The sequence below is a fragment of the Arthrobacter sp. ISL-65 genome (assembly GCF_018613795.1).
Lineage (GTDB): Bacteria > Actinomycetota > Actinomycetes > Actinomycetales > Micrococcaceae > Arthrobacter.
The window spans coordinates 40,829-56,196 of the sequence record NZ_JAGGPN010000020.1 but is presented as its reverse complement, the minus strand read 5'-3'; the positions used below and the strand labels follow the sequence as shown (position 1 = coordinate 56,196).

17 protein-coding genes are annotated in these 15,368 nt (G+C 67.6%); 5 read left to right on the top strand and 12 right to left on the bottom strand.

Annotated features, from left to right (window positions below; genetic code table 11):
• Positions 1-12: 12 nt before the first annotated feature.
• The 11 genes from trpS to glyA all read right to left on the bottom strand — a co-directional run bounded on the left by trpS (position 13) and on the right by glyA (position 10,328).
• Positions 13-1,101 carry a tryptophan--tRNA ligase gene (trpS, locus tag J7I85_RS08595; protein WP_214849895.1) on the bottom strand — a complete coding sequence of 363 codons (1,089 nt, stop codon included), beginning with the start codon at positions 1,099-1,101 and terminating at the stop codon, positions 13-15.
• Between the two features lie 18 nt (positions 1,102-1,119).
• Positions 1,120-1,953, bottom strand: a complete 834-nt coding sequence (locus J7I85_RS08590; protein ID WP_214849892.1) for an exodeoxyribonuclease III — start codon at positions 1,951-1,953, stop codon at positions 1,120-1,122.
• Between the two features lie 10 nt (positions 1,954-1,963).
• The gene (locus J7I85_RS08585) at positions 1,964-2,527 is read right to left on the bottom strand and encodes a hypothetical protein (protein WP_214849889.1); all 564 of its coding nucleotides are present in this window, start codon (positions 2,525-2,527) and stop codon (positions 1,964-1,966) included.
• Positions 2,528-2,628: 101 nt separating this feature from the next.
• Entirely contained in the window at positions 2,629-3,462 is an 834-nt protein-coding gene (locus J7I85_RS08580; protein ID WP_214849886.1) for an ABC transporter permease, read from the bottom strand.
• On the bottom strand, positions 3,459-4,277 hold the full coding sequence (locus tag J7I85_RS08575) for an ABC transporter permease (RefSeq protein ID WP_214851180.1): 819 nt from the start codon (positions 4,275-4,277) through the stop codon (positions 3,459-3,461). Before J7I85_RS08575 ends, J7I85_RS08580 begins: the two co-directional genes overlap by 4 nt.
• Positions 4,278-4,362: 85 nt before the next feature.
• Positions 4,363-5,334, bottom strand: a complete 972-nt coding sequence (locus tag J7I85_RS08570) for an ABC transporter ATP-binding protein (protein ID WP_214851182.1) — start codon at positions 5,332-5,334, stop codon at positions 4,363-4,365.
• Positions 5,335-5,622: 288 nt separating this feature from the next.
• A complete protein-coding gene (locus tag J7I85_RS08565; RefSeq protein WP_214849873.1) occupies positions 5,623-5,931 on the bottom strand; it encodes an SHOCT domain-containing protein in 309 nt (102 codons plus the stop codon).
• A gap of 139 nt (positions 5,932-6,070) precedes the next feature.
• Positions 6,071-6,736 carry a response regulator transcription factor gene (locus tag J7I85_RS08560; protein ID WP_214849870.1) on the bottom strand — a complete coding sequence of 222 codons (666 nt, stop codon included), beginning with the start codon at positions 6,734-6,736 and terminating at the stop codon, positions 6,071-6,073.
• Complete coding sequence (locus tag J7I85_RS08555) at positions 6,733-7,929, bottom strand: sensor histidine kinase (RefSeq protein WP_214849868.1); 1,197 nt, start codon at positions 7,927-7,929, stop codon at positions 6,733-6,735. The genes J7I85_RS08560 and J7I85_RS08555 overlap by 4 nt, the downstream gene beginning before the upstream one ends.
• A gap of 192 nt (positions 7,930-8,121) precedes the next feature.
• Positions 8,122-9,015 (bottom strand): bifunctional methylenetetrahydrofolate dehydrogenase/methenyltetrahydrofolate cyclohydrolase, encoded by an 894-nt coding sequence (locus J7I85_RS08550; RefSeq protein ID WP_214849865.1) that lies wholly within the window; start codon positions 9,013-9,015, stop codon positions 8,122-8,124.
• A gap of 8 nt (positions 9,016-9,023) precedes the next feature.
• The gene (glyA, locus tag J7I85_RS08545; RefSeq protein ID WP_214849863.1) at positions 9,024-10,328 is read right to left on the bottom strand and encodes a serine hydroxymethyltransferase; all 1,305 of its coding nucleotides are present in this window, start codon (positions 10,326-10,328) and stop codon (positions 9,024-9,026) included.
• Positions 10,329-10,632: 304 nt separating this feature from the next.
• On the opposite strand from glyA, the gene purU reads away from it, so the two are divergent.
• Positions 10,633-11,493, top strand: coding sequence for a formyltetrahydrofolate deformylase (gene purU / locus J7I85_RS08540; RefSeq protein WP_214849861.1), 861 nt, complete (start codon positions 10,633-10,635; stop codon positions 11,491-11,493).
• A 115-nt stretch (positions 11,494-11,608) separates the two neighbouring features.
• Positions 11,609-11,968, top strand: a complete 360-nt coding sequence (locus J7I85_RS08535; RefSeq protein WP_214849850.1) for a class I SAM-dependent methyltransferase — start codon at positions 11,609-11,611, stop codon at positions 11,966-11,968.
• Here J7I85_RS08535 and J7I85_RS08530 read toward each other — a convergent pair.
• Complete coding sequence (locus J7I85_RS08530; RefSeq protein WP_214849847.1) at positions 11,883-12,941, bottom strand: DMT family transporter; 1,059 nt, start codon at positions 12,939-12,941, stop codon at positions 11,883-11,885. The genes J7I85_RS08535 and J7I85_RS08530 overlap by 86 nt on opposite strands.
• On the opposite strand from J7I85_RS08530, the gene J7I85_RS08525 reads away from it, so the two are divergent.
• From J7I85_RS08525 to J7I85_RS08515, 3 genes are all read left to right on the top strand, one after another.
• Positions 12,940-14,352 carry a PLP-dependent aminotransferase family protein gene (locus tag J7I85_RS08525; protein WP_214849844.1) on the top strand — a complete coding sequence of 471 codons (1,413 nt, stop codon included), beginning with the start codon at positions 12,940-12,942 and terminating at the stop codon, positions 14,350-14,352. The two genes, J7I85_RS08530 and J7I85_RS08525, sit on opposite strands and share 2 nt — an antisense overlap.
• 94 nt (positions 14,353-14,446) lie before the next feature.
• A complete protein-coding gene (locus J7I85_RS08520; RefSeq protein ID WP_214849841.1) occupies positions 14,447-14,767 on the top strand; it encodes a multidrug efflux SMR transporter in 321 nt (106 codons plus the stop codon).
• A gap of 49 nt (positions 14,768-14,816) precedes the next feature.
• Positions 14,817-15,341 (top strand): gamma carbonic anhydrase family protein, encoded by a 525-nt coding sequence (locus J7I85_RS08515; RefSeq protein WP_214849836.1) that lies wholly within the window; start codon positions 14,817-14,819, stop codon positions 15,339-15,341.
• Positions 15,342-15,368 lie beyond the last annotated feature (27 nt).

Sequence of the window (15,368 nt, the reverse complement as noted above, 5' to 3'; positions counted from 1 at the left end):
GCCGGCATCTCGCTAGCGGGCTCCGGCATATGGCAGGAAGCCGGTCTTGGCATAGACATCTGCGAGGGTGGCAGAGGCGATTGCGCGGGCCTTGTCGGCGCCGTGGGCCAGCAGCCGGTCCAGCTCGGCCGGGTCGGCCAGCAGCTCGTTCGCGCGGTCGCGGATCGGGGTCAGGCGCTCCGTCACCACCTCGGCAAGGTCCACCTTGAGGTGGCCGTACATCTTGCCCTGGTAGTCGCCAACGAGTGCATCCACAGACCGGCCCGTGATGGCCGAGTAAATGGTCAGCAGGTTCGAGACCCCAGGCTTGGTTTCCCGCTCGAACCGGATTTCTGTCTCCGTGTCCGTGACCGCCGACTTGATCCGCTTGGCGATGACCTTCGGATCATCCAGCAGGTTGATCAGCCCGGCCGGGGATTCTGCCGACTTGGACATCTTGGCGGTGGGGTTCTGCAGATCGTAGATCTTCGCGGATTCCAGCTGAATGAAGGGCTTAGGCACGGTGAAGGTCTCGCCGAAGCGGGAGTTAAACCGGGTGGCAAGGTCGCGGCTGAGCTCGACGTGCTGGCGCTGGTCCTCGCCCACCGGAACGCCGTGGGGCTGGTACAGCAGGATGTCCGCGGCCTGCAGGACGGGGTAGGTGAACAAGCCCACGCTCGCCTGATCCGAGCCCTGCTTCTGCGCCTTGTCCTTGAACTGTGTCATGCGGGACGCTTCGCCGAAGCCCGTGATGCAGTTCAGGACCCAGGCCAGCTGGGCATGTTCGGGAACCTGGGACTGGACGAACAGGGTGCACTTGTCCACGTCCACGCCGCCGGCGATGTACTGCGCCGCCGTGACCCGCGTCCGGCGTGCCAGCTCGGCGGGGTCCTGGGGAACTGTGATGGCGTGCAGGTCCGGGATGAAGAAGATGGCGTCGTACTCATCCTGCATCCGCACCCAGTTCACGAGGGCGCCGAGGTAGTTGCCAAGGTGCAGCGAGTCGGCGGAGGGCTGCATGCCGGACAGGATGCGGTGCCGGATCCCGGCAGCCGCCTGGGTTCCGTTTGCTGCTTCGGGCTGCGCAGCTGCGGCGTCGGTCACGGTGGAAGTGGAGGTCATTCGTCGGAGCCTTTGGAACTAGAGCCGGTAGTCCACTACCAGCGGGGCATGGTCAGAGAAGCGGGTGTCCCACGAGGGCGCCCGGTCCACGACGGCCGAAACTGCTGCGGCCGCGAGGGCGGGGGTGGCCAGGTGGTAGTCGATGCGCCAGCCGGTGTCGTTGTCGAAGGCCTGGCCGCGCTGCGACCACCAGGTGTAGGGGCCGTTGACGTTACCCGCCAGGCCCCTGTGAACATCCTTCCAGCCGATTTCCTCACCGAAGAAGCGGTCAAAGTAGGCGCGCTCCTCGGGCAGGAAGCCGGCACGCTTGACGTTGCCCTTCCAGTTCTTGATGTCCAGCTCGGTGTGGCCGACGTTCAGGTCACCGGTGACCAGGGCGTGGTCGCTGTGCTTGGTGAGCTCGGGCAGACGCGTGCTCATGACATCCAGGAAGCGGTATTTGTCCTCCTGCTTGGGGGTGCCGGCCTCGCCGGAGTGCACGTAGGCGCTCACAACGGTCAGCTGGGACGCGTTGCCCTCGGCGTCGCGGACCCGGAAGTCCGCCTCCACCCAGCGGCCGGCGGTGGCGAAGTAGTCATCGCCGATGTGGTCGCGGGTAACGAGAGGCTCCTCGCGGGAGGCGATGGCGACGCCGGCGCGGCCCTTGGCCTCGGCTTCCGCGTGCAGGATGTGCCACCCTTCCCCGATGAGCTGGCGGACGATGGCGTCAGGGGCCCGGACTTCCTGCAGCGTCAGGATGTCCACTTCGCGGGTCGCGAGCCATTCGGACATGCCCTTTTTGTAGGCAGCACGGAGGCCGTTGACGTTGACTGTTGCGATGCGAAGGTGGTCCTTCTTCAATGCCGAGCTCACCCGTTCCACTCTAGTCGATGATGGTTCCGGTCACGGGCTCGCCGGAGCCGCCGGACGACTTGATCATGTCACGTGCGTTGGTGGCGGTGATTTCGATGGTCTCCAGGGCGCGGCGGATGGTGTCCTGGTCCGCGGCTGCGCCCTTGGCCCGCTCCTGCTCCACCACGCGCACCTGTACCTGCACGATCTTGAAGGAGTGGTCGAGCTTCATGTCCCGGATCTCCTCCACCTCGCCGCGTTCGCGGACCAGACGGGTTCCGCCGTGGTCGGCCGAAACGGTGGAGGGCGCGCGGCCTGCGGCGGCATTGAACGCGTTGTGTGCCTCGTTGATCTTCGCCCCGGCCTTCTTGGCCGCCCGCTGGATGCTGAAGACCACGAAGGACGCCAGCGCCAGCCAGAACAGCGCGATGACCGCAACAACCCAGCCGACGACGTCGTTCTGGTTGGCGGCGAAGATCACTGCCACCAGGAAGGCGGTGATAAGGACCAGCAGGCCCGGACCGCTGATGCGGAACATGGAAAATCCGCCCCGGCCCGGGGTGGATGAAGACTTGGAGCTGCCCAGAGATTGCATGAAGCTATTCTCTCAAATCCCCGGACCGCACCAGGACGCTTCCACCGGCGGCGAACATCTGCAGGCGTGCAGCCGGCGGACACCTCACCCGGAAAGCAGCGCTACTTCAGGAACAGGCTCCGCAGCCTGCCGGTGGTGAGCATGAGGCCCAGCACGATCATCACCAGGTAGTAGCCCACGTGGATGGCCGTCGCCGGCGTGAAGGAGGCCGCGCTGATCTGTCGCAGCAGCTCCACGCCGTGCCACAGCGGCATGGCCTGTATCAGCCACTGGATGTACTCGGGGTAGACGCTCAGCGGATAGAAGGTGGCACTGAACAGGAACATCGGCAGCATGATGAAGTTCACCCAGTCCATCTGCTGGAAGGTCTTCATGAAGCTCGTGATGCCCATGCCGAAACTGGCGAACCCGAACGCGATCAGCACCGAGGCCGGAATCATCAGCAGCGCCCACGGGGTGGTGATCAGGCCCATCAGCCCCATGACCGCCGTGAACCCGGTGGCGTACAACAGGCCGCGCAGCAGGGCCAGGAAGATCTCACCGATGGCCACGTCCAGGGGCCCGAGCGAGGTGTACAGCATCCCTTGGTAGAGCTTGGCGAAGTTCATCTTGAAGAAGACGTTCCAGGTGGAGTCGTACACCGCCCCGTTCATGGCCGAGACCGCAAGGAGCGCCGGCGCGATGTACGCCGCATAGCTGATCTCCTGGCCGCCCGGACCGGCGACGGAGCCCACCACGGCACCCATCCCGACGCCCATGGAAATCAGGAACAGTACCGGCTCGAAAAACCCGGACAGCATGACCATCCAGTTGCTGCTCTTGGTGGCCATCAGCCCGCGCCCGATCACCGCCCGGGCGTTGCGCGAATACAGCGGGCCGAAGCGCCGGTTCCGGGCTTCCTCGGTGACGGCGTGGCCTTGGGTCAGGAGTGTCACTGCCCCATCCTCCTGATGAATTGGCGCTTGGTGAGGACCCAGCCGAACCAGGCCAGGCCCAGCAGGAACAGGACATGGATGATGGTCAGCACCGGGGATTCCTCGTAGCCGAAGGTCATCACCCGGCCCAGCTCCGTGCCGTGCCAGATGGGTGAGATCCAGCCGATCCAACGGACCAGCACGGGCAGGGTGTCCAGCGGGAAGAACGTGCCGGAGAACAGGAACAGCGGCATGACGATGAACCGCATCACCATGGCGAACTGGCCCTTGTCCTCCTTGATGGATGTGGCGTAGGCCATGAGCGGCAGGCCGAACGAGAGCCCGGCCAGGGTTGCCACCAGCACGGAGCCCCAGCCCCAGCCACTGGGTGATGCGCCAAACAGGGCGACGATGGCGAAGTAGATGACGGACTGCAGCAGGAACCGCAGGGTCACCGCGATGATCTGGCCGGCCGCGATCTGCTCCGGTGTGAGCGGGGAGGCGTGCGGCCCGTAGTAGACGCGGCGCCATTTGAAGCCGTCCATCACGGGGAACGTGAATTCGGTGGCGGCGGTCATGACCGCGGCAGAGACGAGCAGTGCCGGGGCGATGAAGGCGATGTAGCTGACGCCGCCGAACGCGGAGACAGCGCTGGTGTCCACCAGCGTGGCCAGGCCGACGCCCATCGCGAAGAGGTACGCGGCGGGCTGGCCCACGCTGTACAGGAAGATGGACCAGCCGTACCCCTTCATGACGCGCAGGACCTGCTCGGCGTAGTAAAAGGCGCCCCAGCGCCGCGCCTTGGCGGCCGACACCTCGGGAGGGTGCGCGCGCAAGGTGCGTCCCGCCGTCGGGCTTTCCGACGAACTGGCGCTGGCCTCTCCGCTGGCTGATCCGGCAGCGCGCCCGGCGGTGGACGGCTCAGTCAACGAGGCTCCTGCCGGTAAGCCGGAGGAACACGTCCTCCAGCGAGGACCTGCGCACCAGCGACGTCAGCGGGCGCAGCCCTCGCGCCGAGACTTCCTCCAGCGCGGCCTCGCCGTCGTGTGTGTAGATGAGCACCCGGTCCGGGAGCGTTTCCAGGCGTTCGCCGATGCCCTCGAGCTCGGCCCCGATGCTGGCGTTGCGCTCCGATCCGAACCTCAGCTCCAGGACCTCGCGGGTGGAGTAGTCCCGGATGAGCGCAGCCGGCGAGCCCTCCGCCATGATCCGGCCCTTGTCCACCACGATCAGCCGGTCGCAAAGCTGCTCCGCCTCATCCATGTAGTGCGTGGTGAGGATCAGCGTGACGCCCTGCTCCTTCAGGCGGAACAGCCGGTCCCACAGGATGTGCCGCGCCTGCGGGTCCAGGCCGGTGGTGGGCTCGTCGAGCAGCAGGATGCGGGGCTCATTGATCAGCGAGCGCGCGATGGTGAGGCGGCGCTTCATGCCGCCGGACAGGGCGTCCACCTTGGACTTGGCCTTGTCCGTCAGCTGCGCGAACTCGAGCAGTTCGTCGGCCTTGGGCTTGAGGTAGCTCATGGGCAGGCCGAAGTAGCGGCCGTAGACCAGCAGGTTGTCCCGGACCTTGAGTTCCTCGTCCAGGTTGTCCTGCTGCGGCACCACGCCCAGGTGCGCGCGCACCTCGGGCCCGTTCTGCTCGGGATCCAGCCCCATGATGGTCAGGTTCCCGGACGTCCGCTGGGACACTCCGCCGATCATTTTCATGGTGGTGGACTTACCCGCGCCGTTCGGCCCGAGTAGCCCGAAGGACTCCCCCGCTGGAACGCTGAAGGAAATGCCGTCGACGGCGGTGACGTCGCCGTAGGTCTTGGTCAGGTTCTCTGCGGTAATCACGTACCGCGGCGCGGCGGGCTCTTTATCTCTCTCGGGACCTGTTTCGTTAGCGGGCACAGGCTTCTTGGACGTTCCTTCAGCGGAATGGAGTTCGGGCACCCCATCACGCTAGTACGCGGCGGAGGCCAAAGGAATAGCTAAATCTCAAAAACCCGAACAGCAACGTGGCCCACGCCCGCCGGGTTCCCTGGCCGTGGAGCCGCTCCGGCGAGGGCCCCGGCCCGAGCTTGTGAGGGCAGGGAGCCGGATCGGACTTGCGAGGGAAGGGGGCGGGTGGGGAGGGTCAGATGTCGCCCAATGGGGACGCATAATCGGGCGATATCCGACCCCGCGTTGCGGCGGGCGTTATCTGCGGTTCCCCCGCGGATCCCCCCGCAGGACCTCCAGCCGCTGGTGGTATTCGGTCTCGTCAATTTCGCCGCGTGCGTAGCGCTCGCGCAGGACGCTTTCGCCGCCGCGGGCAGTGGCCCACTCGTGGTTCCTGCGCCAGGTGCGCCGGGCGAAGAAGATGAACAGTCCGATCACCAGGATCCAGAACAGCGGGAACAGCAGGAACCATGGCGAGAATCCTGTGCCCCACGGGCCGTGGGCGACGGGATCGGCCAGCAGCTGCGCGGACTGGACCGCGAAAGTGGTGGCTGGGGATGAAGTCATGTCGTGCTCCCAAAATCTCGGTAAGGGCCGTCTTTCGGCTCTGGTTCGAGTCTGGCCGTCCGACGGCGGCGGGTCGTCCGACGCCGGGAGTCACCTTGGGTGCCCCGCATACTCCGCCGGGAGTCACGAGCCTGCTGCCTCAGCCGGTCCAGCCGGGCCGGACTAGCCCCGATTCGTAGGCCAGCACCACCAGCTGCGCCCGGTCCCGGACCAGCAGCTTGGTCATGATGCGCGAGACGTGCGTTTTGGCGGTGAGCGGCGTGATCACCAGCCGCTCCGCAATCTCGGCGTTGTTCAGGCCCTCGCCCACGAGCCGCAGGACTTCACGCTCACGCTCGGTGATGTTCGCCAGCGACACCGGAGCCGCCGTCGCCCGGGACTGCAGCGCCAGCTGGGCCATGATGCGCCGGGTGACCGACGGCGAGAGCAGCGCGTCTCCGTCGTGGACCACGCGCACGGCCCGGAGCAACTCCTCGGGTTCGGTGTCCTTCACCAGGAACCCTGCCGCCCCGGCCCGCACCGCCTCCGCGATGTATTCGTCCAGTTCGAAGGTGGTGAGGATGATGATGCGCGTGCCGGCGAGGCCCTGGTCCGCCATGATCTTCCGGGTGGCCGCCAGCCCGTCCGTCTCGGGCATCCGGATGTCCATGAGCACCACGTCGGGACGCTCCCGGGCGGCCAGGCGGACGGCGTCGCGGCCGGTGCCGCACTCGGCCACCACCTCCATGTCCGGTTCGGCGTTCAGGAGGGCGCGGAAGCCGGCGCGGATGAGGGTCTGGTCATCGGCCACCAGGATGCGGATCACCGCGCCTCCCGTTCGGGTCCCGGCAAGGGCCCGGCCAGCGGCCAGGCTACCGGTATCACCGCGCGGACCCGCCAGCCCGGATGCAGCGGCGCCAGGTTCAGCGGCGCCACGTGCAGCGAACCGCCCACGGCGGCCGCCCTCTCCCGCATCCCCGTCACGCCGTTGCCTTCCGGCACCCCGGTGGCCCCGGCGCCGTCGTCATCAACGGTCACGGTGAGCTGCTTTCCGGGGCTCCCCACCGGCGTCGTGCCCTCCAGGGCAAGGACGACGGCGGCCTTCCTGGCTCCGGAATGCCGCACCACATTGGTCAAGGCCTCCTGGACGATCCGGTACGCCGCTTCCTGTACGGCGTCCGGAAGCTGCTGCACAGCAGCTGCCTCCGGCTGGGTCAGGCTGACCTCGAGCCCCGCGCGGCGGGCGTCGTCGGCTAGCCCGGGAATCCGATCCAGCCGCGGCGGCGGCGCGGGACTCAGCGGGGCGTCCTCGCGGAGCACGCCCAGGAGCTGGCGGACCTCCGCGAGCGAATCCTTGCTCGCCGCCTTGATGGCTTCCAGTGCGGGACGGAACTGGGCGGGGTCCTTCTCCCCCAGGTGCAGCGCCACCGAGGCGCGGACGTTAATGAGCGACAGTGAGTGCGCGACGACGTCGTGGATGTCCCGGGCGAGCGCCAGCCGGTACTCGTCGCGGGCGGCCTGTTCGCGGGCCTCGTGCTGGCGGCGCCGTTCCGCCACCCGTTCGGTGCGCAGCCGCGCGCCCTCCCCCAGCAGCACAAGAATGGCCAGCCACGAGGTGCCGGCGAACGCCCGGATCAGGGCGAACTCGTCGCCGCCAACTGCCGCGCCCGCCACCAGGACGGCTGCACATGCGCCGGCCACGGTCCAGGTCTGCCAGCGCTTCCCGGCCGCGGCGGAGAGCACGATCGCCAGCGCCAGCGACAGGAACACCGGACCCCACGCGTAGCCGAGCGCCAGATACGCCGCGACGGACGCCGCCGCGGCCGGAAGCATCACCAGCGGAGCGCGGCGCCGGAACGACAGGGAGGCCGGTCCCGCGAGCAGCAGGACGAACGCGAGGGCATCCAGCGGCCGGTGGTCCGGCTGCCGGGCGGAGGCGAAGACGGTGCCCACCACCTCGAAGAGGGCCACGGCAACCACGATGGCTGCTGTGGGCGGTCCCCGGAAACGGCGCTGCATACGTCCGAGCCTAGCCGGGTACGCCCGGACCGTCGTCGGCTTAACGGCGTAGGGAGCCTACTCCCGGAGGAGTAGGCTCCCTACGCTCCTGGCCGAGCTTGCGAGGTCAGGGGCGGGTGGGGGCGAAACCCTGGATCTCGACAAGCTCGATCAGCGGTTCAGCTCGAGCAGCGGTTCAGCTCGAGCGACGGTTCAGCTGATGCCCGCCTGGCGTTCCGCGGCTTCGACCACGTTGGTCATGAGCAGCGCCACGGTCATGGGACCGACGCCGCCGGGGTTCGGCGAAATCCAGCCAGCTACCTCTGCAGCGGCGGGATCGATGTCGCCGTGGACCTTGCTCTTGCCCGTCTCGGGGTCGGTTTCACGGGTGACACCGACGTCGATCACCGCGGCGCCCGGCTTTACGTCAGCAGCCTTGACGATGTGCTTGGCACCCGCCGCGCCCACAATAACGTCCGCCTGCCGCAGCAGCTCCGAAAGGTTCTTGGTTCCGGTATGCGTCAGCGTCACGGTGGCGTTCACGGCCCGCCGGGTAAGCAGCAGGCCGATCGAGCGGCCGATCGTGACGCCGCGGCCGACCACCACGACGTGCTTGCCCGCGAGGCTGTAGCCGTTGCGCTCCAGGAGCTCGATGACGCCACGGGGCGTGCACGGCAGCGGCGAGGTGATCTCGTCGTTGACGTTGAGCACCAGCCGGCCAAGGTTGGTCGGGTGCAGGCCGTCGGCATCCTTGGCGGGGTCGATCCGCTCGAGGATGGCGTGCGTGTCCAGATGCTTGGGCAGCGGCAACTGCACGATGTAGCCGTGGCAGGCGGGGTCCGCATTGAGATCGTCAATGAGGGCCTCAACCTGGGCCTGGGTGGCGTCCGCCGGAAGCTCGCGCTGGATCGAGTTCATCCCGATCTTCACAGACTGCTTGTGCTTCATGGACACGTACAGCTGAGAGGCGGGGTCCGCGCCCACGAGCACGGTGGCAATGCCCGGAGTGACGCCGCGGGCCTTCAGGGCCGCGACACGCTCAGCCAGCTCGGACTTGATGGCAGCCGAGGCTGCCTTGCCGTCAAGAACCTTGGCGGTCTGCGCCATAGACGGGTTTACCACTGCTCGTGCTGCGGGTACAGCGGGAAGTCAGCGGCGAGCTTGTCCACGCGGGCCTGCAGGGCCTCGACGTCCGTGGCGGAGCCGGCCTTCAGGGCGGTGGCAATGATCTCGGCAACCTCAGTGAATTCGGTGGCGCCGAAGCCGCGGGTGGCCAGGGCCGGGGTGCCGATGCGCAGGCCGGAGGTGACCATCGGCGGGCGCGGGTCGAACGGCACGGCGTTGCGGTTGACGGTGATGCCCACGGAGTGCAGGAGGTCCTCGGCCTGCTGGCCGTCCAGCTGCGAGTTGCGCAGGTCGACCAGCACCAGGTGAACGTCGGTGCCGCCGGTGAGGACGGAGACGCCGGCCTCGGCAACATCGGACTGGTTGAGGCGGTCGGCGATGATCTTGGCGCCTTCCAGGACGCGCTCCTGGCGCTCCTTGAATTCGGCGGTGCCGGCGATCTTGAAGGCCACGGCCTTGGCGGCGATGACGTGCATGAGCGGTCCGCCCTGCTGGCCCGGGAAGACATTGGAGTTGAGCTTCTTGGCCCACTCCTGCTTGGCCAGGATCACACCGGAGCGGGGGCCGGCGAGGGTCTTGTGCACAGTGGAGGTGACGACGTCGGAGTGCGGCACCGGGCTCGGGTGCAGGCCTGCTGCAACGAGGCCGGCGAAGTGTGCCATGTCCGTCCAGAGCAGGGCGCCCACTTCATCGGCGATGGAGCGGAACGCGGCGAAGTCGAGGTGGCGCGGGTATGCGGACCAGCCGGCGATGATCACCTGCGGCTTCTCGGCGATGGCTTGCTCACGGAGCTTGTCCATGTCAACGCGGAAGTTGTCCTGCTCCACCTGGTAGGCGGCCACGTTGTAGAGCTTGCCGGAGAAGTTCAGCTTCATGCCGTGCGTGAGGTGTCCGCCATGGGCCAGGGACAGGCCCAGGATCTTGTCACCGGGGGTGATCATGGCGGACAGCGCGGCCGCGTTGGCCTGGGCACCGGAGTGCGGCTGGACGTTGGCGTATTCGGCGCCAAACAGGTCCTTGACCCGGTCAATCGCCAACTGCTCGGCGACGTCCACGTACTCGCAGCCGCCATAGTAGCGGCGGCCCGGGTAGCCCTCGGCGTACTTGTTGGTCAGAACGGAGCCCTGGGCTTCCATGACCGCGCGGGGGGCGAAGTTTTCGGAGGCGATCATTTCCAGGGTGCCGCGCTGGCGGCCGAGTTCCTGGTCCAGTACTGCGGCGATCTCGGGATCGAGCTCAGCCAGCGGCTGATTGCTGACGAAGGAGGTGCTAACGGAAGTCGGTGAAGTAGTCACGAAGAACTCCTGGCTAGGGATGGGCACTGCTAAAGGTCAGGCTACCGGCTGGAACGTTGCTCCGCCCGTCGAAGACCACCATCCGGAAAGCGTTCCGGGCGCAGCTCTATCAGGGCGCCGCAGCGCAATGGGGTGGCCGCTCTTCGAGAAGCGCAGCGCTACCGGCAAAACATGACCCTCGGCCCAGGCGTACGATCCGTGGTCTTCGTGAATGCCGCTCCCTGGTGGTTAGCCACCCAAACGCCAGTTGCGACGCCACCACACTATCAAAAAGCGGGACCGACGCGCGGGTAGGCTGTTCTTCGTGAATGAAGACCAGCTCGCCAAATCGTACGTAGTAACCCTGTCCTGCCCCGACCGCCCGGGAATCGTCCACGCCGTGGCCGGCGCCCTGCTCGTGGGGGGCTGCAATATTACGGACTCCCAGCAGTACGGCAGCGAAGCCACCGGCACCTTCTTTATGCGCGTGGAAGCCACCACCACCGCACCCCACACTGAGGTGGTCGCGGCCCTGGAGCCGGTGGCCGAGGCCTTTGGCATGCAGTGGAGCCTGAACCCCGTGGGCCGCAAAGTGCGTACCCTGCTGATGGCCAGCAAGTCCGCCCACTGCCTGAACGACCTCCTGTTCCTGCAGCGCTCCGGCACCCTGCCCATCGAGATTCCGGCCATTGTCTCCAACCACCGCGACCTGGCCGGGCTGGCCGAGTTCTACGGCATTCCGTTCCACTACATCCCGGTGACGGCCGACACGAAGGAACAAGCCGAGGATCAGCTGCGCAAGATCATCGCCGAAGAGGGCGTCGAACTGACCGTCCTGGCCCGTTACATGCAGATCATCTCCGACGATTTGTGCACCGAGCTGACCGGCAAGGCCATCAACATCCACCACTCCTTCCTGCCGTCCTTCAAGGGCGCCAAGCCGTACCACCAGGCCCATGCCCGCGGCGTGAAGCTGATCGGTGCCACCGCGCACTACGTCACTGCCGCATTGGACGAGGGCCCGATCATCGAGCAGGAAGTCATCCGGGTGGACCACGCGCGCACGCCGGAGCAGTTCGTGCAGATGGGCCGGGACGTGGAAGGCCGCACCCTCGCCCAGGCCGTGCAGTGGCACGCCGAACACCGCGTGCTCCTGGACGGCAACCGGACGGTCGTCTTTAACTGATCCCGCTTCAACCGAGCACCGCCGCCGCGGGCAGCATGCCCGCGGCGGCGGTTCCGGGTTCCCGTGGGCGCAGCGGTTCACACTCGGCGGGTTTTAACCAAGACTGGTTAACACAATGACTCTGCTGACGGAAACTTCGCTGGAACCCTTCATCGCACTGCTCAAGGCACAGGGCAGGCACGCAGTGCTGGATGTATGCTGCGGCCCGGGCGACGACGGTCTCCGGTTCGTCCAGGCCGGCATCCACTACACGGGCGTTGATCCCTTCGACGGCAACGTAAGGTACGCCATGGGCCGCCGCCTGAGCGTGTCGGTGGCGGAGCCCACCCGCCTGCCGTTCGCCGCGAATACGTTCCCGGCAGTCTGGGCCGTCCAGTCACTGGAGGGCCTCACGGCAGACCAGGCGGACGACGTCGTGCGGGAGCTTGAGCGGGTGGCAGAACCGGGTGCGCCGATCGCCGTCGTCCTCCCCTGACCACCGCCGGAGCTGGCTCCCGGTTGAGCCGTACGCGGACCGCGGCGCCGGCGCAGAGTACGACGGCGGCTCCGCCGAAGACGGCTGCCCACGTCAGCTGCTCGCCGAGCAGAAGCGCAGCCCAGCAGATGCTCATCACCGGCTGGGCGAGCTGGACCTGGCTCACCCGGGCCATGGGCCCGATAGCGAGGCCGTGGTACCAGGCAAAGAAGCCCAGAAACATGCTGACGACGCCGAGGTAAGCAAAGGCGGCCCACTGCACCGGAGTGCCCGAGGGCGGCTGCTGGGACACGGAGAAAGCCACAAGACCCACCATCAGGGGCGAGGCCAGGACGAGGGCCCAGGATATGGTCTGCCACGCGCCAAGCTCGCGGGCCAGCAGTCCACCCTCGGCGTACCCCACGGCAGCTGCCAGCACAGCGCCGAAGAACAACAGGTCCGTCCAATGAAGCTGGCCAAAGCCACCGGGCTGCGCGACGGCGAAGCCGACAGCGGCTGTCGCCCCCGCTCCTGTCGCGACCCAAAATGCTACTCGTGGACGCTCGCGGCCATGAAGGACCGCCATCGTCGCCGTTGCAGCAGGAAGCAGGGCGATAACCACGGCCCCATGACTGGCCGGCGCGGAGGTGAGTGCGAAGGACGTGAGCAGGGGGAAGCCGACAACGACGCCGGCGGCGCCCACCGCCAGGCGACGCCACTGCACGCCGCGGGGCAGGCGCTGCCGCGTCAGCAGCAGGGCCGCGGCGGCAAGGACAGCCGCCACCACTGCCCGGGCCGAGCCGATGAACAACGGCGAGAGCCCCTCTACCGCCAGGCGGGTGAAAGGAACGGTGAACGAGAAAGCCACTACTCCCAGGAGGCCCCACCATATTCCGGCGCGGGACGATCCAGTGAGTGACCCAGTGGGTGACACTCCAGCCGGCGACGATATCACTGGGCGAACTGGAACAGTAGCGCTACTATTGTCTCTCATGAACAACGATAGCAGTTCGCGAATCGCGTTGCGGCTGAGGGAATGGGTCGCCGGCGCGGCACCGGGGTCCAGACTGCCGTCAACCCGGTCACTCGTCGCGGAGTATCAGGCCAGCCCCGTTACCGTCCAGAAGGCACTGCAGGCCCTCACGAGGGAGGGTGTCATCGAGAGCCGCCCAGGCGTGGGGACATTCGCGCGGGCCGTCCGGACAGCGCGGCCGTCGGATTACGGCTGGCAGACGGCCGCCCTGCGATCACCACAGGCGCCGCTTCGGCCGTCCTCCGCCGCGATGCGCACCGCACCGAACGATGTCATTGCGTTCCATTCCGGCTATCCGGACCGCGAACTCCTGCCCGAGCGGCTGGTGCGCGCAGCGCTTACACGGGCGGCCCGCGGCGAGGCGGCGTTATCGCGTCCCCCGGCTGCAGGGCTGCCCGAGCTGCAATCCTGGTTCGCCCACGAACTCGGAAGCTCCACCCCAGCCGGCATTTCCCCGCCAACCCCGAGCGACGTCGTCGTGCTTCCGGGCAGCCAAAGCGGCCTCAGCTCCATCTTCAGGGCGCTCGTCGGCCACGGGCAGCCGCTCCTCGTCGAGTCCCCGACCTACTGGGGGGCCATCCTGGCCGCGGCGCAGGCCGGCGTCCGGGTCGTCCCCGTGCCCAGCGGCGCCGGCGGACCCGACCCGGAGGAACTGGCCCGAGCCTTCGAGGAGACGGGGGCACGGATGTTCTATGCCCAGCCGAACTACGCGAACCCCACCGGCGCGCAGTGGGACGGCCGGCGCTGCGAACAGGTGCTGGACGTCGTGCGGAAAAACGGCGCCTTCCTCCTCGAGGACGACTGGGCACACGACTTCGGCATCACCACCACAGCCCAGCCTGTGGCGGCCCGCGACGACTCCGGCCACGTTGTATACCTCCGGTCACTGACCAAAAGCGTCTCCCCTGCCGTCCGTGTGGCCGCCGTCATCGCCCGCGGGCCTGCGCGCGAACGCATCCTTGCCGACCGGGCAGCCGAGTCGATGTATGTCAGTGGCCTGCTCCAGGCGGCGGCACTCGACGTCGTCACGCAGCCGGGCTGGCAGACCCACCTGAAAAGCCTCCGGCACCAGCTCCAGTCCCGCCGCGATCTCCTGCTCACGAGCCTGCTTCAGCACGCACCCCAGGCGCACGTCGAGAACGTTCCCAAAGGTGGACTGAACCTCTGGGCACGCCTTCCCGACGGGACCGACGTCGAACAGCTCGCCCGGAACTGCGAAAGCGCCGGCGTCATCATTGCGGCCGGAACGGAGTGGTTCCCCGCCGAACCGGCCGGGCCTTTCATCCGGCTCAACTACGCGGGCCCCAACCCGGGCGCCTTCCCCGAAGGCACCCGGATTCTCGGCGAGGAGCTCTCGCGGACCCTCGGGTGAGTCCGCGTTCCGCGCGCACCTAGGATGGGACCTTGGGTGCGCAGCGCCGGCAGCACGCCGGTTAGGCCCCAGCATTGGGAAAGGACACATCTTCTTGGGCTACGTATATCTGGCACTGGCGATCGCCGCGGAGGTCCTGGGCACCAGCTTCCTGAAGTCGACAGAAGGATTTAGCCGGCTCTGGCCCAGCGTCTGGTGCCTGGGGGCCTACGGGGTTGCCTTCGCCCTGCTGTCGCAGGTGGTCAAGAGTGTGCCCGTTGGCGTCGCCTATGCCCTGTGGTCAGGCCTCGGAACGGTTGCCATCGTGGCAATCGGTGCCGTCTTCCTCGGCGAGGAACTGAACCTGATGAAGATCCTCGGGATCGGCCTGGTGGTCGCCGGCGTCGTCGTCCTGAACGTCGGCGGAGCCCACTGACGGTTCCGGCTCACCCGGCGAACCAAGCCGGTGTCCTAGGCTTGGGGGCATGGCTCCCATTTACCCCTTCGCCGGTGACACGCCGGACATCCACCCCTCCGTTTTCGTGGCGCCGACGGCGTCAGTCATCGGCCGTGCCACGCTCGCCGAGGACGCCAGCGCGTTCTACGGCGTTTCGGTGCGCGCGGACACCGCCGCCATCACCGTTGGCACCGGCAGCAACCTGCAGGACAATGTGGTGCTGCACGCCGACCCCGGCTTCCCCTGCAGCGTGGGGGCGCGGGTCAGCGTCGGGCACAGCGCCGTCGTCCATGGCTGCACCGTGGAAGACGACTGCCTCATCGGCATGAGCGCCACCATCCTCAACGGGGCGGTGATCGGCGCCGGCTCGCTCGTGGCGGCCGGCGCCGTCGTACTGGAAGGGACGGTGGTACCGCCCCGTTCGCTGGTGGCCGGGGTCCCGGCCAAGGTGCGCCGCGAACTCACCGACGAGGAGTTCGACGGCGTCAAGCGCAACGCGGCGCACTACCGCGAGCTGGCCAAGGCCCACCGCGAACTCCACGCACCCAAGTAGGTCGCAGCACAGGGCGTTCCCAGCGCT